The organism is Bradyrhizobium sp. ISRA436 (assembly GCF_029910015.1).
In the GTDB taxonomy this organism is placed as follows: Bacteria; Pseudomonadota; Alphaproteobacteria; order Rhizobiales; family Xanthobacteraceae; genus Bradyrhizobium.
Genome location: NZ_CP094519.1, coordinates 5,715,410 through 5,736,260 on the forward strand (window position 1 = coordinate 5,715,410; position 20,851 = coordinate 5,736,260).

Genomic DNA, 20,851 nt, shown 5'->3' on the forward strand with positions numbered 1-20,851 from the left:
CGCGCGATATCTAACCTGAGCTTGGGGCTGCGGAACTCAATTAAGTAACGCTGGCGAATCTAGAAGCGGCAGCGAACCATCTGTTCAGCCGCATAGCTCCTACGTGGCATCGACTTTAGATTGTGTAGCGACGGCCGACGCGTCGGGCCGCACAACGTACTGGGCGCCGAATACTGAAGCGCATTATGTGCTCAAGTTATACGACGATGCCTGGATGCATCGTACATCTCGATACCTCTCGAGTGTCTTTTCTGCTCGTGGAACTCGTCCGTTCGATTTGGTGCGCGCAGTCTTTGTTTCCTCTCTGGACTAGGGCACTTGAGTTGACACGTCATCGACTACCAGCGGCTGGCGAACGCGCCCATTGTGGCGATCTGTATCGGGAGAGTCCCGTCAATAAGATAAACTCCCCGAGTTTGCTGCCATGCGCCTCGACGTTCAAATCCAGTTAGCCCGGAGGGCCGACAGCCCCCTCGGGATACAAGGTGGTGTTTGCTCTAAATTTCCAAGAGGCTGGTTCGCTCCGTATGGCCTCTGGTACCTCTCCCTCCAACTCGTATCAACTATCATTGAGGCGGCTGCGGGCCGCGCGAGAGTCGGCCATGGCAAGTGAGCCTCGGGCAGATGGCGTCGCTGGCTACGAAGGCGAGCGCACACTGGTCAATTTCGTCAAGTTTGTGCTGGTCGGTATCGGCAACACGGCCTTCGGCTATCTTCTGTTTGCGCTTCTTTACCTTCTGCTCGGATCTCATCAACTTGATATAACGCTCGCGGCGGCATGCGGCGTTGTGTTCAATTTTCATTCAACCGGGAGGCTGGTGTTTCGCAATCGAAAGCTTTCCGCACTCCTGCCCTTTATGGCTGGCTATACAGCCGTCTGGCTCGTCAATATCCTGCTACTGAACGAATTGACTGCTCTCGCAATATCGCCGCCAGCCGCTCAACTCCTTGCCCTTCCCCTTCTCGTCCTGCTCTCTTACGCGATCAATCGCTATCTTGTATTTGGCAGGCGCCGATGAAGAAGCTTTGATCGTGACACAGTGTTTCAATGAAAACCGGTGGCCACCAGAGATGTCTAGTCGTTCGTGAAGAAATGGCGCGGCGCCCGGCTCAAGCGATGTATCGAGCCGGGACGGTCTCGAAGAAGGCTCGGATGATAACGCGCAAGAGCTCTGCGAGCCATCGCAGCAGCAGGCCGAAGTTATAGCCGGCAGCGGCGAGAACAGCGTTGATGCGGTCGCCGAGGCGTCCCTTCAGATCATTTCGGTCCATGCGGTGCTCGGCCTTGACGTGGCCGATGACAGGCTCGACTGCCGCGCGACGCTTCATCTCGCGACGGATGGAAGCTGTGACGCGGCGGACCTGACCCCTGAACCGATGCGGGTGGTTGTGACCGCGATATCCTTTGTCGACGTGGATACGGCGAGCCTCCACGACGATGAGCTTTTCTATGTCGGCGATTACGGGACCGAGCGTGTGCCCATCGATGGGATTGCCATGCAGGGCCTTGGCATGGAGCACGCACTGGCCGCCCTCCGGAGACGTCACGGGGGTGGCGATGCTGACCTTGCAGCCGAACTCGTAGGGCGCGCGTGCTTTACCCTTGCCGATGCACTCAACCTCCGGAGCATGTAACGCATAGACCTTCGGACCGCGCTGATGCTGATCCTGGCTGCGCACCTGCTGCGCAAACCGAGCAACGGGCCGAAGCGAGCTTCCAGCACCGTATCGCCATCAATCTTGCGGCGGATGTCGCGGATTATCCGGCCAAGCCGTGTCCGCTGGAACTTGAGCTGCCGCCGGGCGCGTTTGAACTGGTGGGCGTAGGTATAGCGGCCGGTCATGATGGCGGCGCGTTTGGCCAAGCGCAGATAGCTCTGGCGCAGCGGCACACGGTTGCGCTTGGCGACCCCGACCAGATTGATGATTGCTCGATGCAGCAGCCTCGCGTCGGTCGGATGTGCAACCGCCTTGGGCTGCACTGTGATATCGACGACCACCCGTTCCAGGTCCTTGGGACCCACTGAAAGACTTTCCTGGATCAACGCGACAAGCTGTTCCTCGCCGAGCCGCTGCCGCTAGCATGTCATCGACGATCGATCGAACGGCAGACGGTGGCAGAAGCTCAATTCGCCGCAGAAGTATTGGTAACAGGGGTTCTCGATCCAGCGAGTGCACAGCACCTCATCTGATAGGTTGTGCATGTGCTTCAAAATGAACAGGCCGGCGACGAGCCGCGTCGGCAAGCCCGGCTGTCCCGACCCTGCTTGGCACACCGAACTGAAGCGCTTATTCAGGATGTTCCAGTCGATCAGCGCTGCCAACCGCACCAGCAGATGACCCATGTCGATGATCTGATCGAGCGCCGGAAGCAACAGGTCTTTCTGGCGATCATCCCGCGGCTTGCTCGTCGCATTCCCCAATGTCGACGACGCCGTCAGGGAATCACGAATCGCCCAAAAGCAAAATCCTAAAACGCAGTAAAGCGAGGTCCAATACCCCGCTTTCCTGCAAAATCGAATACTACATCAAGATCAATTCTGCTTGTTTCTCAGGTCGATCCGCATTCTTCACGGACCACATGTCTACGATGCGGTTCGCCATTGCGGCCGGCGCCTGCGTACCCCGCTGTCACTGATGCAACTCTCCGTCAGGCTATCACCGTGCAAAGTGCTGGTCGAGCACCGAGGTATCCATTGCCTCACTATCTCGCTGAGAACGCGAGATTTTAGCGCACATATGCAGCCACGAGGGGACAACTACCTCCAAATCGTGCGTTAGTGCCTAGCCCCGACACAATGGTGAATTTCCTTCGCAAAATTGGCACCAAGATTTTTATGAACGCCCATTTGCGTCGGGGATGTCCCGATCATTGTTGAACTACGTCGGGCCGACGTTGCCGGAATGAATGTTATGCGGCCCTCGTCACGTGGGCAGCGGGCTCGATCGTCATGCGATCGTGGTGAGCTTGAAGGGCCGCACGCAGAACCGACAATTTCTTATGCGCCTTCAATCGTCGGAAGCCCTTGTTGGCCTCGATCATGCCGGCCGCGACCCATCGCAAGGTCATGCCGGCATCCCGCCAGCGTTTGACGTTGCGCGTGACGCGGCGAATGGTGCCCATCATGTTCTCGGCGATGTTGGTACAGGCGAGCGATCGATGAAGCTCCTTCGGCAGCTTCGACCGGACGACAGTCAGGATTTCGTCGATGCCTTCGAGGATGCTGGCCGCTACGCCGGGCCATTGCTGGTCGAGTCGACACGCGAGATTGCGGATCAATTTTTCAGCCTTGTCGGCGTCATCGAGCTCCCAGGCCCGACGAGTGGCCGCATGATGCCCTTTCGGCAGGCGTTCCACGATGTTGCGCGCCTTGTGGATCTGGCAGCGCTGGATCGCAGCGGCCGAACCGAAGGTGCGGCGGATCGCCTTCGACAACGCTTTCGCGCCGTCGGCGATGAACAGTCTTGGCACCGTCGGGACGAGCCCGCGCGAGACCAGGTTGTCCAGCAGGGCCTGAACCGTTGCGGCATTCTCGTTCGCCCCTTCCACCAGCGCCGGCGGATGCTTGTTGCCTTCGCCGTCAACCCCAATCCCGGCGACCAGCACAAGATCGTCGCCGAGATGCAGCCCATCGATTTGGACCACCAGAAGGTCGAGCGCGGACAGATCGGCAGCCATGAAGTCGGCCAGCCGCGCTGCCGACAGCGCTACGAACCTCCGCGAGGCCGCCGACTTCGAAACCTCCGATCCGGGCGGTGCCGGCACGCCACCCTCGGGCAGCCGGACAGCGCGACCGAACCAGCGCGTCGACACATTGATTAGCATCAGGTTCATCGCCCAACGACCGAGCCAATCCTCCTCCGCCGCCGTTTCCCAGCTCGGGATCGTGACCTCGCGGCCGTCCACGCCTCGGACGCGCGGGTGCTCGACCTCGATCTTGACGCCGTGGAAGCCGACCCCGTGTTCGGCCCCAACGGTGCGCCCGCCGCGCCGCGTCGCGACCGTGGCGCGGCCCGCAGGCCGCCGTGACATCCGCCTCCATCATCGTGCCGAGCGCCTCGATCCCTGCCGCAAGGCAGAACCGATCGAAGCTCGCCCGCACTTCCGCAAACGCTTCGTCCACAGCTCCGGTGGCCGGCCAACCAGCCGGTGTGATATCTCTCGTCATGGCGTTGCTCTCCTTTGTGGAATCAGCACCCCAAGCCTACCGGCTCAAGGCGGGCAACGCCGGCCTCCTCAGAAGTTCAACAGAACCCGGGACATCCCCTTTATGTCTGTGTTTCTTGTAGCATGTCTGTGTTTCTTGTAGCGCTCAGATGGTATTGGGCGGCGAAGGGCAGTTTACCCAAAACGAAGCCATTCCCGTCAGGAATCTGCCCAGCGGGCGGAACTGAAATGATGGTCCGCGGTGACGACATCAGTGAAGCTGGCAGCAGCGAACACGCGGCGCAACCTTGCAGGCCGCAACAAGCCGGCATCCTCGTCGATGTCGCATGTTTTGACGATGTGTTGTGTCAGCGGATTGCAGGAATTTCTCCCATTGGAACGGAGGGACATGGTGCATCACGCTGACATCGCCATAAGGCAGCTACCTGCCCTCGAAGGTCGAGTAGCGCACCGGATAAGCGTCATCGCCAATTTAACTCTTTGAGCCGACACATCCACGCCATTGATTCGTGAAACTTGGCCTCAAGCGGGATGATACGCATCGAATCCACAACCAGATCCAATTCAGGCTTTTGAGATCCGCGAGATCGTCGCGCCATACACAGGATGTGTTCGCGCTTCACGCCAAGCCGTCGAAATTCTCCGCAACTTGCCCTGCGCCGGGCTTCAGAATCTATCTGTCCATGGTCTACGGGGTCCCACGGGCTCGGCGCGACTTCCACATCGTTGCCAGCTCCCGTTCATCGCGCAGAGCGTTATCGGCCTACAGAATGCCAGACGCCGATAGGCGACAAGCAAGTTCTCTATTGCGTCTCGAGTGGCTCTCGTTCCAGGTATTACACCGTCAACGCACGTGATGGCCTCCGGCTCAACCAATGAAGACCCACCCTTGGGCGACGGGACCCGCTGTCACGGTGGTACGAGTCCGACGTGCACGGAAAGTCGTGCCATGGCCTTATCGACATCGTCTTGCCATCTCCGCAGACTAGAGAGCGTCTGATTGCCAATGCATGGAGCAAAGCGGCTCATCCGGTCACCGTCGAGATCGGTATCGAGCAGTCTAACCGTCCAACAATCAGTCGGATTGCCGTGGAAGTCGATACGGTACTCGCCAAGATGAACCGTGATCTGGAGAACTTGCTGACGAAGTAAGATTGGATCGCTCTTGTAACCAAAGTGGATGATTAAATCGTCAAGGTCTGCGGTGGTGTAGCTGCTTACCATGCGCCGGTGAACTCGCACGATGTTTCGTTTTCGATCGAGGGTTTTGGAACAACCAAGCAGCTTCGGCCGAGCGCGTTACCTTACCGTCGACTAAAATGACGACCTTCATTCTGAGCCAACGAGCATAAACTGCCAATAGAGTAAGGAAACAGTGAACCAACATTGCATCGCTGGTCCCACCGAACGAAATCGTTACGAAACTCCTCATCCGGACAAAGAAGCAGAGCTATGCGCGGAGGTCAAAGCTTGATTTCGTCCATCCGGAAATTAAGGACGTCCTCGACAATGGCGAGAGGTTCTCCACGTAAGATCAGATAAGTTCGGAGCAGATACTCCCCAACGATGCCGAGCAGAAACGCGTGCAGGCCTATCCCGAAAAAGAGCAGCACGTAAACACTCGCTAATCCGCGCGGATAGTCCGGCTGAACGATCTTCCCGATTACGAAATACAGCCCACCGATGACACTGACTACGAGTGCAGCAGCTCCCACAAAGGCAGCAAGGCGCAACGGAACGACCGAGTGATTAATAATGGCGGTAAGCCCCAAGTTGGTAATTCGCACGAGGTTGAATTTACTTTGTCCGAGCGTTCGAGGATCCCGCGTGTACGGAACGCCGATCTGTTCGAAGCCGAATCCAGCTATCATCCCGCGGAGGTAAGGCTCGGGCACGTTCATTCTCGTCAGTGCGTCGATGACCACGCGATCGATCAATCGGAAGTCGCCTACGTCTCTGGGAATGGGATGCTTGCTCAATTTGTCGATTATCCAGTAGCCAAGCCGCCGAAAGAGATTTATAGCAGCACCTTCAGCTCGTACTCTGCGAATGCCGTATACAACCCGGTAGCCCGATCGCCACAAGTCAAAGAAGTCGGCAAGAAGCTCGGGCGGATCCTGGAGGTCGGCATCGATCTGCATCACAGCGTCTCCGCGTGCATGCATATAGTTGGCGAGAATCGATCGCTGAAACCCGATGTTCTTGCTGAAGCGAATGGCCCTTACGCGGGAATCCTTGCTCGCTAGCTGCGAGAGTTTCGTCCAAGTCAGATCACTTGAATGGTTATCGCTGAACACGAATTCAAGCGTGCAGCGCCCCGCCATGGTTTCGTCCAGACGGCAAAGTCGCTCGTAGAGTGCATCGAGATTGTCGGCCTCATTGAGGACAGGGATGGCAATCGAGATCAGCGGGAGGAACGATAGTCGATCACTGCGAGTCTTGGACGGAGTTTCCTGGGTCATCAGTCGACATAAGCCCTTAGATGTTCAACGATTGCCGGGTACGCATCCCTGAATTCGATGTCTCGAACGAGCGGCGACCGCAAAAACACAGTATCTAAATTCTCAGGGCGAGCCATCGGCCGAGCTCCCACCTGCAACTTGTCAAGGCAGCCGAAGGCTGCAAAGATATGGGCGGCAAGATCGCAGAGGCGGATCGGCTGCCCATGGTTGAGGTCAAATGCGCCGTTGAGATCCGAGTGCAGCAATTTGGCGATTGCGCCTACCTCGTCGGCGACGTGATGATACTCGCGCAATTGCCTTCCCTCGGACATCTCAAATGGCACTTTGCGCACAATCGCGTCGCGGATCTGCCCGAGAAACATGTGATCGCTAGGTGGACCTCCCCCGTATAGCGTATGCATCCGGATGTGGATGACCCCCGCCTCTCTGGTGGAGAACTCCTCGACAAAATTTCCCAGTCGAGCCTTGCTGGCAACATAGGGATTGTCGGCTGGTCCGCCCACGAAGCGTTCCATGATCGAGCCGAACGTTGCGACTTTCAATCCACATCGCCTTGCGCCCTCGATAACGTTTCGAGCTAGAACATAGTTGATCCGGTCATGCTCGAAATGGGAACGTGCGGGGTCGGTAATCCCGGTCGCGACGAGGACCCATGCATCTTGTGTTCGAGCTGCCAGCTTCTCAAAATAGCTTGCGACGTCGTCGACTGCCCCCTCTCGCGTCCAGGATGAATAATCTGACCGGTCCAGTGTAAAAGACCGGCGCAGATGGGGCGAGCCAGCCAGGGCGCTGCCCAGGCGGCCTCGCGCTCCGAGAATGAATGCATCAGAGTTCTGCATGCCAGGTACCTATCTGATCTACAGCGATCTTCGAGACCGACGACGGGACCGCATAGAAATCGCGATAGGGCCTCGCGGTCTCGGCAACCACCCTTTCGGTTTCACAGGCTGGTCGCCATCCAAGCAATTTCCTGGCATTTGTGCTATCGAGAGCGGGCAGCTTCGATGCAGGGACGCATGTCAGCTCCGGCCGGCGTTCCCAATGTTCACATATCGATTCGGGAACGTGTCTCACCGAGTAACTCCGGTCATCCGTGGGCCCGATGTTCTACGCATCGTGCGAACAACGTCGCATTATTGGAAATCAACCCGGCAAGAAGCATGTAACTTTCGAGCGCGAGAACAGTTTGAACAATTCGAGGTCATCCCCTCGAGCGACCTAGGTGCCGACAGTCGACGCTAGCAACACAAGATAGGTCGGCTGAAGCCGCAACGCGGTTAGCAGAAAAGAAGCGCCCCATTCGGCATCAACCCATACTTGGTGGAATAGACTGCGGCCATGCAAAATTCCGTACAACACGCAGAATGCCTCCACGCTGGCCAGTGCGCCGATGCTCCTTGCGCATACCGGAAAGGACCAATAGCGCCACAAACGCCAATGTGAATCTTACGAAGGCCCATCACCCACTATCGCCGCGATCTCGTCGAGCGCCCGTAAAATCGACAATGTCTGCAAGCGTACGCGCTGCCATGTCGTCGCCAGCCAGCCAAGCCTTGTGCCACGATACGATATGGCTTAGCGCGGTCGACAAGTCCCAGCGCGTACGCCACCCCAGCTTCTGGCCAGCCTTTGCGCTATCGAGCCGCAGATAGTGATCCTCGTGCGGTTGCGGTACCCTAGTGGCGGTCCAGCGGGCTTCCGGCGACCACATGCCTGTCAGACGATCGGCAATCCAAGCCACGGAGTGAGCGTCAGCTTTGGCTGGACCGAAATTCCAGGCGTCAGAAAAGGCCAAACCATCAGTGAACAGGTGCTCAGCTAGTGCAAGATATCCAGAAAGGGGATCGAGCACATGTTGCCACGGGCGAATTGCGGTCGGCGAGCGGATTTCCACCACCTCCCCCGCTGCAATGGCGCGCAGGATATCGGGGATCAACCGATCCGGGGCCCAGTCACCACCGCCGATCACATTGCCCGCACGGGCTGTGGCCAGCGCCACCGTGCGTCCAGCATGGCTGCCGGGCTGAAAAAAAGAGGCACGGAAGGCCGAGGCCACAAGTTCGGCACAGGCCTTACTGGAGCTATAGGGATCACGTCCGCCAAGCCGATCATTTTCACGATAACCCCAGACCCATTCACGGTTTTCGTAACACTTGTCGGAGGTGATGTTGAGCACAACGCGGACCGCGCTGATCTGCCGAACGGCTTGCAACAAGTGTACCGTTCCCATGACATTGGTGCGATAGGTCTCGCATGGATTGGCATAGGAATAGCGCAGCAATGGTTGTGCGGCCAAGTGGATAACGATATCGGGCTCAGCGCTACGAAGTGCGCTAGCCAAATGGTCGTAGTCAGTTACGTCGCCCAGAATCGAATGCATGCCAGCTCCGACGCGGGCGATTTCAAAGAGGCAGGGCGTTGCGGGCGGCGGCGCCAGCGCGTAGCCAGTCACCCGGGCGCCGAGATGTTGGAGCCAAATCGCGAGCCACGAGCCCTTGAAGCCCGTGTGCCCGGTGAGAAAGACGCGCTTGCCCGCCCAGAAGCCGCTCATTTCTCCCACACCTTCCATGGAGCCTTGCCCTCAACCCAGAGCGCCTCGAGGATTGTCTTGTCGCGAAGAGTATCCATGGGCTGCCAGAAGCCGTGGTGCTGATAGGCCGAAAGCTGTTGCTGCTCAGCCAAGGCCGCGAGCGGCTCGCGCTCCCAAACAGTGGAGTCATCCATCACCAGGTCAATGACTTTCGGCGAGAGCACGAAGAAGCCACCATTGATCATTCCCCCGTCACCCCGGGGCTTTTCCTTGAACGTGACGACACGGTGATCGGCACGAATTTCAAGGGCTCCGAAGCGGCCAGGCGGATAGGTGGCAGTTAGAGTGGCGAACGCACCCTGGCGACGGTGGAAGGCGATCAATGCGGTTATGTCGATGTCTCCCACACCATCGCCATAGGTGAAGCAGAAGGCGTCGTCATCGGTTAGGTAATCAGCAACTCGCTTAAGCCGACCACCAGTCATGGTGTTCTCGCCGGTATCGACAAGCGTCACTTTCCAAGGTTCGGCATAGCGCTGGTGAACCTCCATGCGGTTACTTGTCATATCGAACGTGACATCCGACATCTGCAGGAAGTAGTTAGCGAAGTATGCCTTGATCAGATAGCCCTTGTAGCCGCAGCAGATGATGAAATCGTTGATGCCATGGTGCGAGTAGATTTTGAGGATATGCCACAGAATCGGCTTGCCGCCGATCTCGATCATGGGCTTGGGCCGAAGGTGGGTTTCCTCGAAGATTCGAGTTCCAAATCCACCTGCGAGGATCACAGCTTTCACGGCGGGCTCCTTTTCTGGCGATCCGACCGTTGTCGCCTGGCTTCATCGCAGGATTGCTCCGCAAGCGCGGCGGGACGTCCAGGCTTCAACAGAAACTGTCTGGCACCATTCGGATAGATATCCCCGCCCACGACGGGGAGGACGAATGTAGCGGCGGCAACGTAGTCCGCCTGCCCGGCTCCAAAGGTGGCCATGACACTGGCATGGTCAAGATGATACGGGCCCTCCGGCTCGATCAGTACCCACGCTTTGGCAAGATCGACGCAGCTCTCAAGTCCGAGTGCTTCTACCGCGGCTGCGTTACTGCCGGGATATCCTCCTTGGAGCCATGGTAGACCGAGCGGTCGCGTCTCAAGCACATACTGCAGGCTCGACGCGCGGCCATTCAGATAGACTACCGGGGCACCGACATCAAGGCCAACTGCACGAGCCTGGGCGCTGGCCGTGGCCAGATAGTCGTGGAAGGATTGCGAGAGCACCAATTTTCCGCCACCCGGCATGGACATGACAGCGGTATATGCGCGCACGTCTTTCACCTGACGGAACGGCTTGAGGAGGCCAGCATTGATGACTGATGCAGTGTGTAGCTGTGCGACCGCCGTCAGGGACAGCAGGGTAACGACGCTACGTCCCTGTTGCGCAAAAGGGCTCAGCAAAGCAACGACCGCGAGCATCCAAAACAAGGCGTCCCTCGCACCGACGAGCCAATAGTTGAGATTGGAGCCCAGTGCGGACAGATGCGGCAAGACCAAAAGGATTAGCGCTAGAGCAATGCTGGTGGGAGTCTGGGTGCGCAGAACCCATCCCTTTCGATAGAACATCGCGCCAAGCCATATGAAGGCCAGCACCAGGAACAAGGTCGAGGAGTCGATACTGATCGGATCGGTCCCCGGCGCAATCGCTATAGTTATGATCAACACCGCAGCGAGAGTCAGCGATGTGAGCAACTGGTGGGTAGACACCATGAGAATGCTGAGCAGAACGGATATTGCCACTAACACAGCGATCGCGAGTTGCGAGTGGCTGGTGGCGAGCCAGTCGATCCGAAACATGAGAGGTACCTCGTGCCCGGCACCGAGCAGGATTTCCATCTCAGCGCTGTTGACCATACGAGTCACGAGGCCAGAGATGCTGCCGTCAATCAAGTAGGCGGTAACAATCAGTAGCGCGAGAGCGACCAGCGCCGCGCCAATCATTGGCAGGAGCGAATTTCGCCGCAAAACGACGACATAGAGCATAACGACGAGCGCAATGGCCGCAGCGGTGGGCGGCCTGGCCATGAAGCAGCACCAACCGCCAACACCGACCAGGATCCATCCCAAGACGTGACGGACGTACCCTGGCCGGTCGGCTAGCAGCAAGCCGATCATCACCATCAAGATCGACTGAGAGGTTAGTGAATAGTGGGTGGGGGTGCGCCCCCAGAGCCCCCAGCTGCCAGTACTGAAGTGACACAATGCCAGGCTGGCGATCCCCGACGATTGCACCGCCGCCTGCGGCCAGCCCTCCGTCCAGAGGCGCCGGATCACAAGGAAGCTAAGAATCCAGCCCAGCGTCAGAGTGAGCGTGACGTTCGCCGCGCGAAGCACTGCGATATCGCCATCCGCCCACTGATATGGCCAGTGATAGACGAAGCCGAAGAGGGACGGCGGAACATTGATCGCGTAGGCGAATGGGTTCGCCATAGAGTTGAGGTAGAAACCTTCGATGCTAATGTCTAGACAATAACCGCTGTAGTATAGCAGCCAAGCAAAAAGGATCGCTGTGGTTACGGCGGATTGAGCCAGCAAAATCCGCTCCAACAACACTGACCACGTCCTCCTATTGGCAGAGTGGTTATATCTCCGCATAAGCTCCTTCCCGCCTTGTAGACGAGGCCCATTTGGCCAAATACTTGTAGCCGATCTGAGCCCTCCAATCTCCTCCAAGAATTGGTGGAGTCCATCACCTAGTGTAGCGAGACTGGAGTGTGGAGCGGACAGAACTAGAGTTTTGCTTCGCCGTGGGGCTGCCGCTGGTGCGATTGCCCGCCGGCAATGGTCCTCCGACGACGATCTACAATCGCTTTGTGCGCTGGGCGTGGGGTCTGGAAACTTGTTCCGAGAGCTTGCCGGCCAGGGACGCCACGGAGACGCAAATGATCGATTCCACGCACATCAAAACGCATCGCTCGGCTGCTGCGGAAACGTGTGGCCCGCCCCGCTGCAAGCGCGATGAGGGATGGTTTGAACAGTCTGCACAAACGTATCCGGCATGTCGGTGCTCTGGCCGCTGCAAGATGAGGGGATCCGCGCGTCCCGATCCTCAAAAAGGGCCGGCCTCGAGGGCCATTTTTCGCCGGAAGTAACACCGATCGACTGTCAGGCCATCTCTCGCAGTTCGTCGCGTCCCACGAAGTATCGGTCGGGCGCTTGTTCCTTATGCCGTTGTCGACACGGCCTGATAAGTCCGTTCATGACGGAGCAGCCCCCCAGCGATGCGGCCATCTTCACGGCCAAGGCGACGACGGCGACGTTGGATGGGCGCGAGCGAGAAGCGCCCGCAGCCAGACTCCAGTCCCATGTTATAGTACTCCTGACCAGCGATGGCATGCGGATCGTGCGCCCTGGATCAACATCTTGCGAAGATACTTGCTCCCGCGCTTTGTGATCCCAAGAGCTTCGGCCTTCCTCCGGTTGTATCCTGCACGCGGTCGAAGACGTGTCGATCAACGGCTTGATGAGCCTTAGCAAGCGAGCCATAGCTGAAGTAAGCGGACCAGCCGCGCAGAAGGTGGTTCAGTCGTGCTTGTACTTCGTTCGGGCCAAGCGCCTTGTTGCCCGGCGTCAGCAGTTCGCTGACCTTCCTCTTGATCCGCAGCACGCTTTTCTTCGACGGAGCCGCGCCAAGATACCACCGCCCCCCATTGCGGAAGTGGCGGGGTCCGAGCGTGTATCCCAAGGAAGTCGAAGCTCTCCAATCGGGCATTCTTCACCGAGGTTTTAGTCTCGTTGAGTGTCAGCCCAAGCTTGGTCATCACCGCTTTCGTCCACGTCAATGCGTCTTCCGCGTGGCCGCGGCTGAGAATGACGAGGTCGTCGGCGTAGGAGATAATCTGGCCATGGAATGCTTCACGCCGACCGCTGAGACGCCAATGCTTCAGGAACCGGTTCACTGCCGACGAGGCAAGGTGCAAATCTGGATGACCCTGAATGACGACATTCCCGGTAGCAATCAGACCGCCTGAACCACCGCGCTTCGAGCGCGAGAAATTGATTGGGCGATTGCTTCCGCGGATATCATCGTTGCCAGCGGCCGGGTGCCGCGTTAACAGGCCGAACATATGACCGCACCGTCATCCCTCGTTCAACCAAAGAAAGATCTTGCAGCCCGGGCCGTTCCACATATGAGTCAGAGCCAAATTTGAACGCCGGCTGACAGCCTTGGCCGCGGCCGCTCTCTCATCGTGATTGACGCTCTGCTTCCATCTATCGCCGTCCGTCCGCACGACGACGTCGCCAATCGCAATCTCGAGCTTGATCGCCGGAACGTGACGCTCCACTAACCCTTCTACAATCAGCAGCGCGAACGGTGGCTGCGAAGCCTCGCACGACGGCAATTCGCCTCGCTGTCGAAAGCGTCGTCACCAATCGTAAACTTGTCCAGCGCGTCGCCCGTGCTGCACGCCGCCTCCGACACCTGTGCGCCGGGCAGAAGACTTTCGGCGACGATCCGAGCCGCTCAGCCTCCGAACGCACACGAGCCCGGACGGTCCTTCCACTTCAAGCCGGCTGACCGCCCCAACTGACGAGTTGTCCAAATGGACGGACATACTTTTTTGCCGTCCAGGCCCATCCCAAACCTCCGTTCAAGCTGGAGGTTTCTGCACACTTAATCTAACCCTGAAGCAGGGTATCCGCTTAGCCGCGGAGGTCGAGTGCGTCGGCAAAGCAAAGCCCGCGCCTCTTACGAGTTTTGGTTGTAAGGTCTTGTATCGCCTCCCCAACTTCCCCGATACCCGGCAGTTCGTGCTCCATGCTAAGGCACTGCATGGCAATCCCTTCGATGGGCACACGCTCGGCCCCGATTGCCGAGATAGAAAAGCTCATAGGCTCGCTGCGTCCACGTCGACAAGGGCTACCGCGGCCACCACCCGAGCGGGCTGGCTCAGTTCTAGATCTCGGGGCAAGTCCGCCGCGTCCCGGATTCCATCCGGCGTGAGAAAGCGTTGTGCGGCTGTCGAGCCCGTCATCGGCCAAGTCAGGGTCGAACACCGCATGGACCGCAACTATCTCAAGGGACGCCTCGGCGACCCGCATCAACGCCGTCCTTGCCGCGCCGGCTACAACTTCGGCCTGCTCCTGCGATGGCTGGCAGCATTCCTGCGCGCCATCATCTGGGTGCTTACTGAAACGGCCCTGGCTTGAAAGATACTTTGATCGGCAATCGCACACGTTCTTCAGAGGACTACTTAAGCAACAGTCTCGCCAACTGGATGGCCAATCTCCCTAGGCTGAGGAGTATTCAATATGGACCGTAGCCTCGGCTATCAATCTAACGGTACCTTGCTTTTGCGAGTTCCCCTTCGGAGAGCATCGCCGTTCCGACGATGGCCTCCCTCTCCAGTTGCGCGATCTCGGCGTCAGAGAGCCCAAGAAGCCCTGATAGGATCTCCCCGTTATGCTGTCCGAGCGTCGGCGCTGCTGTAAGGATCGCATAGGGTCGTGTGCCTTCGCGGATTGGCATCGAGGGTTGCAGATGCAAGCCGATGAAAGTCCGGTCGACTTCCTGCAGAAATGCGCGCGACTTGAGGTGCCGATCCTTCAACAGGTCAATTGGCAGACGCGCCACGCCGGCCGCGACCCTTGCGCCCTGCAGCTCGGACATCGCCTGATCCGCATCGCGGGCGAGCGTCCAGGTTTCAATGGCTTTCTCGATCTCATCCTCGATGCCGCGGCGCCCTTCCGCAGCTTTTAGCGATGTGTCCGTGGCCCAGTCTGGCCGACCAATGAGGATGGCCAGCCTTTGCCACATGTTCCCATCAGTCGCCGCTACTATGATCCAGTTGTCATCCCCCGCACACCGGAAGCAGCCATGCGGCACGAACTGCGGATGTCGATTTCCATATCTTGGCGGCGGCCTACCGCCGATCGAGTGGACGATGATCCACGGCGCCGCGAACGGCATCATGCATTCGATTTGCGAAAGATCAATGAACTGTCCTTGTCCGGTGTTGCGGGCATGAATCAGCGCAACCAGAACTGCAGCGCAGCCGTTCAACCCGCCGACAGCATCCCCGAACGCCACGTGGTTCATCACAGGAGGATCGCCGGCGCTCCCGATCACGCTCGGCAACCCAGAGCCCTGCTCGAGAGTCGAGCCGTAGGCCCGGCAGTTCCGACGGACGCTGTCCGCACCAAAGGCTGACATCGATAACATGACGAGTTGGGGATTGAGCGCTTTGAGCACGTCGTAGCCAAGTCCGAGCTTCGGCAGCACATCGACTGAATAATTGTTGACGACGATATCGCCCCCAACCAATAACCGCTTGGCAAGCGTGAGGCCCTGCGGCCGCGTCAGGTCAAGCGTGATGCCCCGCTTGTTGCGGTTCATGATGCAGAAGCGAACGGTCTTTTCGTACATATGGCTGTCAACATAAGCAGTTCGTCGGTCAACGCCGCGCCACCAATCCGGGTACTGGATGGCCTCGATCTTGATGACGTCGGCGCCGAGATCAGCCAGTATGCGCGTACACAACGGACCCGCCCAGCCCATCGAGAAGTCGATAACGCGAATTCCGTGCAACGGCTTCCGGTCGGCATCGATGCGGCAGGCCGACGCCGCACCCCACGACTGTCTTTGGGCATTCGCAACGGCCTGCTGCTCGCCGGGACCGGGAACCTTTCCGCCCCGGCACGGCGGCGTCAATGTCAGTCGCTGCATCGAACCAGCCGTCATGCCCTCTTCTTCGCCAAACACAATGGGCACGATCGCCCCGCGCACCTTCTTCTCCGTGTCCCGGAGCAGATCGGATATTTCGGGTACCGGCACGATCGGAATCTTGCGCTTCAGTCCCTCTGCAAACCACTCCTGCGCTGTCCGCGTCTTCAGCCCCGGCACAAACTGCTGTTCGATCTGCGCCATGTGCAACAAACGATCGGCGCCAAGGACCAAATCCGGATCATCACGCAATTCGGACAGGCCGAGCATGTCGCAGAATGCACGCCACTGTGCTGGCGTAATTGTTGTTACGCCAAGCCACCCTTCCTTGGTTTCGTAAATGCCGGCAGGAAAAGTCGGCCAGAAACGGTTAATACCAACCCGGCGTATCATATCGCCGCGCCCAAACGTCTCCAACATGAGTTCCTCACTGAGAGCGAGGCTCGATTCGAAAATACTAAGCGACCACGACCGCCCTATCCAGCCCCGTGTTCGCACAGCCGTCGAGGAAGCCGCTGCGATGAAGCCCCACAGGCCTGCTAGGATACCCGTCTGGAAATCCGGTGCGTGCACCGGCGGGCCCTCGGCCGGCCCAACCAGCTTGACGAGGCCGGCGAGCGCGCGGACGGTCGAATCGGTTGCTGCGAATTCTGCATAGGGCCCATCGCGGCCGAACCAGCTCGCTTCGAGGTAGATCAACCCTGGACGTCGCTGTCGGATCGCGGCGATGTCAATGGACGGACAATCCGCCGGATCAACATCGCGACCATCGACCAGAATGTCGCAACCTTCGATTAGTGCGATCAGGCGTATGATCGCATCGGGATCGGCGCCATCTATGACGATGCTTGACTTGTTGAAGTTCAGGAATGCGAACCAAGCGCTCTGGCCGCCGGGCGTAAGTGGTGCGCTTCGCCGAAGTGGATCTCCAGCTGGCGGTTCGACCTTCTGCACATCGGCGCCGAAATCCGCAAACAATCGAGCGCAATAGCTCGTTGCCGCCGAGCTGCCGATCTCGATGACCCTCAGATACGATAATACTCCCATCGAAGGCTCCACTTTCCAGGTCTCTGATGCTCCGGAACATCGTCGGCGATGACTGCATCGGACTAGGCAGCGAACTCGCCGCCCGTCATGTCGATGGTTGCACCGGTAATAAAGCCCGCTGTCGGCGAGATCAGAAAGGATGCGACGTGCGCTACTTCTTCAGCCGTTCCAAAACGGCCAACCGGAATCCGGCTGAGCGCCGAGCGATTGACGGCGGCCTCGAGTGGTCCAGTTAGATCGGTGAGAATCCGCCCTGGAGCAATGCAATTGACCGTAATGCCGTGTGGAGCGAGATCACGCGCTGCGGCGCGGGTCAATCCGACCAATCCCGCCTTCGACGCGGCATAATGTGGCCCTGCAATCCACGGCACGGCACGGCCCGCCAGTGATCCGACATTGACGATACGTCCATATCCTTTCGCGATCATTGCTGGCGCCAAGAGCCGCATGAGAATGAAGGGGCCGTGGAGATTAACATCGATGACCCGCGTCCACTCCTCGAGCGGCGTCTGTGAAAGCCAAGGTGCATCCCGGTCCGCGCGCTTGGGGGAGACGCCTGCATTGTTCACCAGAATCGCAATGTCGCCCCAACGCGCCCGGATACGATCAACAAATCCTCGTACCTCATCTTGTCGCGTTACATCGATCGCCTCAGCGCAGAGCCGATCCTCTGGATAACTAAGAAGATGAAGCGCTCGCTCCACCTTCTCTGATCTTGTTGCCACAAACGCGACCTGATGGCCATCGCCCAGGAACCGGCGTACGATTGCGAGTCCAATCCCGCGTGCTCCTCCGGTCACGAAAGCAACGCGCCGGTCATTTTTGCCTGAGAGTTTTCCTGCTTTCTGCATAATCGTCAAACAATCGCACAAACAGTAACGGACAAGTCGACAGCGCTGGGATGGCATATCTCCGCGTGCCTCGGTGGGAAATATCGTTGTTTCGTCCAACTGGCGAGCAGCGGGCTCGGGCTGGAGCCGTCGCGTCTTCCTTTCCATAAGCCAGGCATTCTCGTCTCCTCGTTCGCAATTGGTCAAAGCTCTTCCGGAAGAATGTCAGCGATTCGCGAGAGTGTGTTGACTTGAGCAGTTCGCTGGTAGACAAGCCCGCCCCCAAAGGGATCTTCACCGAGCACGCAGTTGCACACTTCAAGGCTACGGCATCCCATTCCTGCGTTCTCTGTAGATGGTCGCCTGCTGTTCACGCCAGCTGCCATAAATCGACCCGAGGCGGCACAGATACGACCACGATGCGTTGCCCGCATAGTGAACTGCGCCACGCTTAGCGGCGACTGGCAATGTCCACACGCTACGAGCTTTCGTTCCTTGTTTTCCACGTAAGGCAATAGCAACTTCGTTGTACCGGCCGCCTCCATGAATTTCCCCACGATATTGCTGACATCGCTCAGGACAGCGCCGATGCGGTAGCCGCGGTGTCGGGTACTTTTTCCAAGATGCAGTCGCATAGCCGCTCTATATCGCGGACTTCGTGGTCGGCTGTAATGCAAACCCGAATCCCCGCCTTTCCTCGGGCGATCGTCGGGAAGAACGTCACCAAAGTGTAGAAGCCAGCATCGAGCAGTTCTCTTGCGATTGCGATCGCCTTGGCTTCGGATCCGATGCCGATCATTCTGATTGGAAATGAATTACCTCTCTCAGCTGTGGTGACACGACGGTCAAAACTCTTAATTCGTTGGGCCAACCGGTTCTGTCGTTCGCCGAGTTCTGCCGACCGGTGAACCTTGCATGAGCCAAGCGCCGCGCCAACCGCCGCTAGATTGGGGGCCACCGAAAACGCATAGGGAATAGAATACCGTCTAAACAGGTCCTCGTGATCGGCCGTTCCGAGCATCAACAGGCCGCCTGACGCACCGAATCCCTTGGCCAGCGAGGCTGCTATGATCGTGCGGTCACCAAGCGCTTCCGAAAACTGAGACCGAGCAAACCCTTCGCCTTGACGTCCGAACAGCGATATGCCGTGAGCATCGTCGATATAGAGAAAGAGTCCATAACGTTCCTGGAGCTGACGCAATTCCTTGACTGGCGAATTCCCTCCCATGGAGTAGATACCATCGCATACATAAGCGACCATGGGATGTTCGCGACATAAGTGTTCGAGAGCCTCGAGGTCGTTGTGTGCAATCGTTTCTACGCGCGTCTCATCAGCAACCACTGGCTTGTGATAGGCGAGCGAGATGTGCGCAGCGCGATCGAACACGACGAGCGGCTTCCTTCCACCTGTCAATTCACCCGAAGCAAGAAGCGGCATTGCGCCTAGATTGGCAAGCATGACAGTCGAAAAGGCGAGCACACGTGCACGAAACATCTCCGACAGGGTTGCTTCAAGGTCTGCCAGAAGATCGAAATTGAGCCGTGTTCGTGCGCACGACCAGTGCAATGATCGATGCATCTCGACAGCTTCGATTGAGCCAGCGACGATCAAGGGATGATTGTCTAGGCCAAGGTAGGAGCATCGCGCGAAATCAATTACCTGAGGTCGCCCATCAAGCGGGCCGGTGCCCAAGGCAAAAGAACGTCCGGTCATGGAACGTCCGGGGACGGCCATGAGACCAGCCGCGTGGGCCGCGTCGAAGTGCGTCCTGCTTTCGTTGATCACGTAGGCAGTGTTCCGGAAACGACCAATCGGCCGACCAGGGTCGGAGAGCGCGCTCCGCTGTTGCATTTCATTCTTCATTCCACCTCCCGAAAGCAGAAGTAGCCGACCAGATGAGTGGCTCGGCAAGTGGCCCAATGGCGTCGGGCCGCACTGGAGGTCATAAATCTAATAGCAGCTCGATCGGCCTCCTAGGTCCAAACGAATAAACCACCGGGTACTTCCTTTGGCAGCTACCAAGTTAGATAGGACAGATGAGCTTGGACATCGCGGCAGTACCGGATCGCGGTAGCTATGGAGTGGTTCGCAACCAACTTCATGGACTAATTCGGGAGATGAAATCACCATGATTACGGAGAAACGTTGCAGGGAAAGCGGACCTTCCGCGGCATACAAACAACCTCCTCGCAAGCTACCGTTGCCGCAAGCCATGCCTCGGATTCGGCTCGGCAACTCCAGCTCTCGGATGGTGCTCTCGATGAAAATTGATTACATTTGCGCTGCGCATGAGCTGAACGCACTTCTAGACCCTGACCGCGCGCTTCGTGCTCGCGCAAGCCGTCAGCTTGCGCGTCGGGCGCTTCTCTTTTGTCTTGCGCTTCACGCTCAACTGACCATCTCTGATCGGTCAGCAGTGATCCAATGGACAGGGTGTTAAGCTCCTTCTAGCTCCATCTCGATCGGGCTGATAGAGCCGACGTCGGAGTGACAAGAGTTCGATTATAGAAGGCCTCGATATAGGCAAAGATGAACCTCCTCCGAATTGATGAACACCTCCTGGCTCTTCGAGCCTACTACAGGTGTCCATCAATTCGGAGTAGGTTCAATGCACCGGTCAAAGTCAATGCGGTATCGATCCGCGTCCCTAGTGCCGAGGCTTCTATGCCGCGATGCGGCTCAGGGAGATCCGGTCATCATCCTCGATCTTAAAGACGCCGTGGCCCGCGACGCCGAGACGGCGGCGCGTGACTCGCCTGATTATTGCTTCACCTGGTCTCCGGCAATCGTTCGCATTCACGAGAGCGGCACGAATGGTGGTACGATCCGACGCAGCGGACATCCCAACGCGACGCGCCCCACATACCCTCGCCACCTCATCCATGCACTTTCCGAGTCTTGGAGGCCGATTGCGCTCTTGATCACTTAATACACTCTTGCTACCGATAAGCCGTTGACAACCAAACGTTGGCGCGGTGACGGACCCTGCGTAGTCTTGGTCGAGGAAACAGTTATGCCATCGTACGAGCCGGTCCGTGCAATTCAGCGGGGTCTTGCGGTGTTGCGGGCTATCAGCGAGCACGGGCCCATCACAATT

13 protein-coding genes and 5 pseudogenes are annotated in these 20,851 nt (G+C 58.2%); 4 read left to right on the forward strand and 14 right to left on the reverse strand.

Annotation, left to right across the window (positions count from 1 at the left end; genetic code table 11):
* The first annotated feature begins 602 nt into the window (after positions 1 to 602).
* Positions 603 to 1,019 carry a GtrA family protein gene (locus tag MTX23_RS26705; protein WP_280973185.1) on the forward strand — a complete coding sequence of 139 codons (417 nt, stop codon included), beginning with the start codon at positions 603 to 605 and terminating at the stop codon, positions 1,017 to 1,019.
* 91 nt (positions 1,020 to 1,110) lie between these two features.
* On the opposite strand, the pseudogene MTX23_RS26710 reads toward MTX23_RS26705, so the two are convergent.
* From MTX23_RS26710 to MTX23_RS26750, 9 genes and pseudogenes are all read right to left on the reverse strand, one after another.
* Positions 1,111 to 2,423 (reverse strand): annotated as a pseudogene (locus tag MTX23_RS26710) (IS5 family transposase).
* Positions 2,424 to 2,911: 488 nt separating this feature from the next.
* Positions 2,912 to 4,169, reverse strand: a pseudogene (locus MTX23_RS26715) (IS256 family transposase).
* A 197-nt stretch (positions 4,170 to 4,366) separates the two neighbouring features.
* Positions 4,367 to 4,558, reverse strand: a complete 192-nt coding sequence (locus tag MTX23_RS26720; RefSeq protein ID WP_280990702.1) for a hypothetical protein — start codon at positions 4,556 to 4,558, stop codon at positions 4,367 to 4,369.
* Positions 4,559 to 5,077: 519 nt separating this feature from the next.
* Entirely contained in the window at positions 5,078 to 5,392 is a 315-nt protein-coding gene (locus MTX23_RS26725; RefSeq protein ID WP_280973186.1) for a hypothetical protein, read from the reverse strand.
* A 239-nt stretch (positions 5,393 to 5,631) separates the two neighbouring features.
* The gene (locus MTX23_RS26730) at positions 5,632 to 6,630 is read right to left on the reverse strand and encodes a glycosyltransferase family 2 protein (RefSeq protein WP_280973187.1); all 999 of its coding nucleotides are present in this window, start codon (positions 6,628 to 6,630) and stop codon (positions 5,632 to 5,634) included.
* On the reverse strand, positions 6,630 to 7,469 hold the full coding sequence (locus tag MTX23_RS26735) for an NAD(P)-dependent oxidoreductase (protein ID WP_280973188.1): 840 nt from the start codon (positions 7,467 to 7,469) through the stop codon (positions 6,630 to 6,632). The genes MTX23_RS26730 and MTX23_RS26735 overlap by 1 nt, the downstream gene beginning before the upstream one ends.
* 620 nt (positions 7,470 to 8,089) lie before the next feature.
* Positions 8,090 to 9,199, reverse strand: coding sequence for a CDP-glucose 4,6-dehydratase (rfbG, locus tag MTX23_RS26740; RefSeq protein ID WP_280973189.1), 1,110 nt, complete (start codon positions 9,197 to 9,199; stop codon positions 8,090 to 8,092).
* A complete protein-coding gene (rfbF, locus tag MTX23_RS26745) occupies positions 9,178 to 9,957 on the reverse strand; it encodes a glucose-1-phosphate cytidylyltransferase (protein ID WP_280973190.1) in 780 nt (259 codons plus the stop codon). Before rfbF ends, rfbG begins: the two co-directional genes overlap by 22 nt.
* The gene (locus MTX23_RS26750) at positions 9,954 to 11,765 is read right to left on the reverse strand and encodes a hypothetical protein (protein ID WP_280973191.1); all 1,812 of its coding nucleotides are present in this window, start codon (positions 11,763 to 11,765) and stop codon (positions 9,954 to 9,956) included. The genes rfbF and MTX23_RS26750 overlap by 4 nt, the downstream gene beginning before the upstream one ends.
* Before the next feature lie 198 nt (positions 11,766 to 11,963).
* Between MTX23_RS26750 and MTX23_RS26755 the strand changes: the two are divergent.
* Positions 11,964 to 12,037, forward strand: a pseudogene (locus MTX23_RS26755) (IS5/IS1182 family transposase); the annotation flags it as partial.
* Between the two features lie 338 nt (positions 12,038 to 12,375).
* Here the strand turns inward: MTX23_RS26755 and MTX23_RS26760 are convergent.
* Both MTX23_RS26760 and MTX23_RS26765 read right to left on the reverse strand, forming a co-directional pair.
* Positions 12,376 to 12,636 (reverse strand): annotated as a pseudogene (locus tag MTX23_RS26760) (transposase); the annotation flags it as partial.
* 66 nt (positions 12,637 to 12,702) lie between these two features.
* Positions 12,703 to 12,924 (reverse strand): annotated as a pseudogene (locus MTX23_RS26765) (group II intron maturase-specific domain-containing protein); the annotation flags it as partial.
* Between MTX23_RS26765 and MTX23_RS26770 the strand changes: the two are divergent.
* Both MTX23_RS26770 and MTX23_RS26775 read left to right on the forward strand, forming a co-directional pair.
* Positions 12,887 to 13,183, forward strand: coding sequence for a hypothetical protein (locus tag MTX23_RS26770; protein WP_280978360.1), 297 nt, complete (start codon positions 12,887 to 12,889; stop codon positions 13,181 to 13,183). The pseudogene MTX23_RS26765 and the gene MTX23_RS26770 sit on opposite strands and share 38 nt — an antisense overlap.
* Before the next feature lie 1,030 nt (positions 13,184 to 14,213).
* The gene (locus MTX23_RS26775) at positions 14,214 to 14,363 is read left to right on the forward strand and encodes a hypothetical protein (RefSeq protein WP_280973192.1); all 150 of its coding nucleotides are present in this window, start codon (positions 14,214 to 14,216) and stop codon (positions 14,361 to 14,363) included.
* A gap of 127 nt (positions 14,364 to 14,490) precedes the next feature.
* Here MTX23_RS26775 and MTX23_RS26780 read toward each other — a convergent pair whose 3' ends face one another.
* From MTX23_RS26780 to MTX23_RS26790, 3 genes are all read right to left on the reverse strand, one after another.
* The gene (locus MTX23_RS26780) at positions 14,491 to 16,923 is read right to left on the reverse strand and encodes a CoA transferase (RefSeq protein ID WP_280973193.1); all 2,433 of its coding nucleotides are present in this window, start codon (positions 16,921 to 16,923) and stop codon (positions 14,491 to 14,493) included.
* 62 nt (positions 16,924 to 16,985) lie between these two features.
* A complete protein-coding gene (locus MTX23_RS26785; RefSeq protein ID WP_280973194.1) occupies positions 16,986 to 17,774 on the reverse strand; it encodes an SDR family NAD(P)-dependent oxidoreductase in 789 nt (262 codons plus the stop codon).
* 553 nt (positions 17,775 to 18,327) lie between these two features.
* Positions 18,328 to 19,617: an aminotransferase class I/II-fold pyridoxal phosphate-dependent enzyme gene (locus MTX23_RS26790; RefSeq protein WP_280973195.1), complete on the reverse strand. Its 1,290-nt coding sequence runs from the start codon at positions 19,615 to 19,617 to the stop codon at positions 18,328 to 18,330.
* Positions 19,618 to 20,851: the final 1,234 nt, after the last annotated feature.

Coding starts and splice junctions, on each gene's coding strand:
- MTX23_RS26775 (WP_280973192.1), top strand. CDS start 14,214: ATGGACCGCAACTATCTCAAGGGACGCCTCGGCGACCCGCATCAACGC.
- MTX23_RS26730 (WP_280973187.1), bottom strand. CDS start 6,630: ATGACCCAGGAAACTCCGTCCAAGACTCGCAGTGATCGACTATCGTTC.
- MTX23_RS26785 (WP_280973194.1), bottom strand. CDS start 17,774: ATGCAGAAAGCAGGAAAACTCTCAGGCAAAAATGACCGGCGCGTTGCT.
- MTX23_RS26720 (WP_280990702.1), bottom strand. CDS start 4,558: ATGTCCCTCCGTTCCAATGGGAGAAATTCCTGCAATCCGCTGACACAA.
- MTX23_RS26725 (WP_280973186.1), bottom strand. CDS start 5,392: ATGGTAAGCAGCTACACCACCGCAGACCTTGACGATTTAATCATCCAC.
- MTX23_RS26780 (WP_280973193.1), bottom strand. CDS start 16,923: ATGGGAGTATTATCGTATCTGAGGGTCATCGAGATCGGCAGCTCGGCG.
- rfbG (WP_280973189.1), bottom strand. CDS start 9,199: ATGGAAGGTGTGGGAGAAATGAGCGGCTTCTGGGCGGGCAAGCGCGTC.
- MTX23_RS26735 (WP_280973188.1), bottom strand. CDS start 7,469: ATGCAGAACTCTGATGCATTCATTCTCGGAGCGCGAGGCCGCCTGGGC.
- MTX23_RS26790 (WP_280973195.1), bottom strand. CDS start 19,617: ATGAAGAATGAAATGCAACAGCGGAGCGCGCTCTCCGACCCTGGTCGG.
- MTX23_RS26705 (WP_280973185.1), top strand. CDS start 603: ATGGCAAGTGAGCCTCGGGCAGATGGCGTCGCTGGCTACGAAGGCGAG.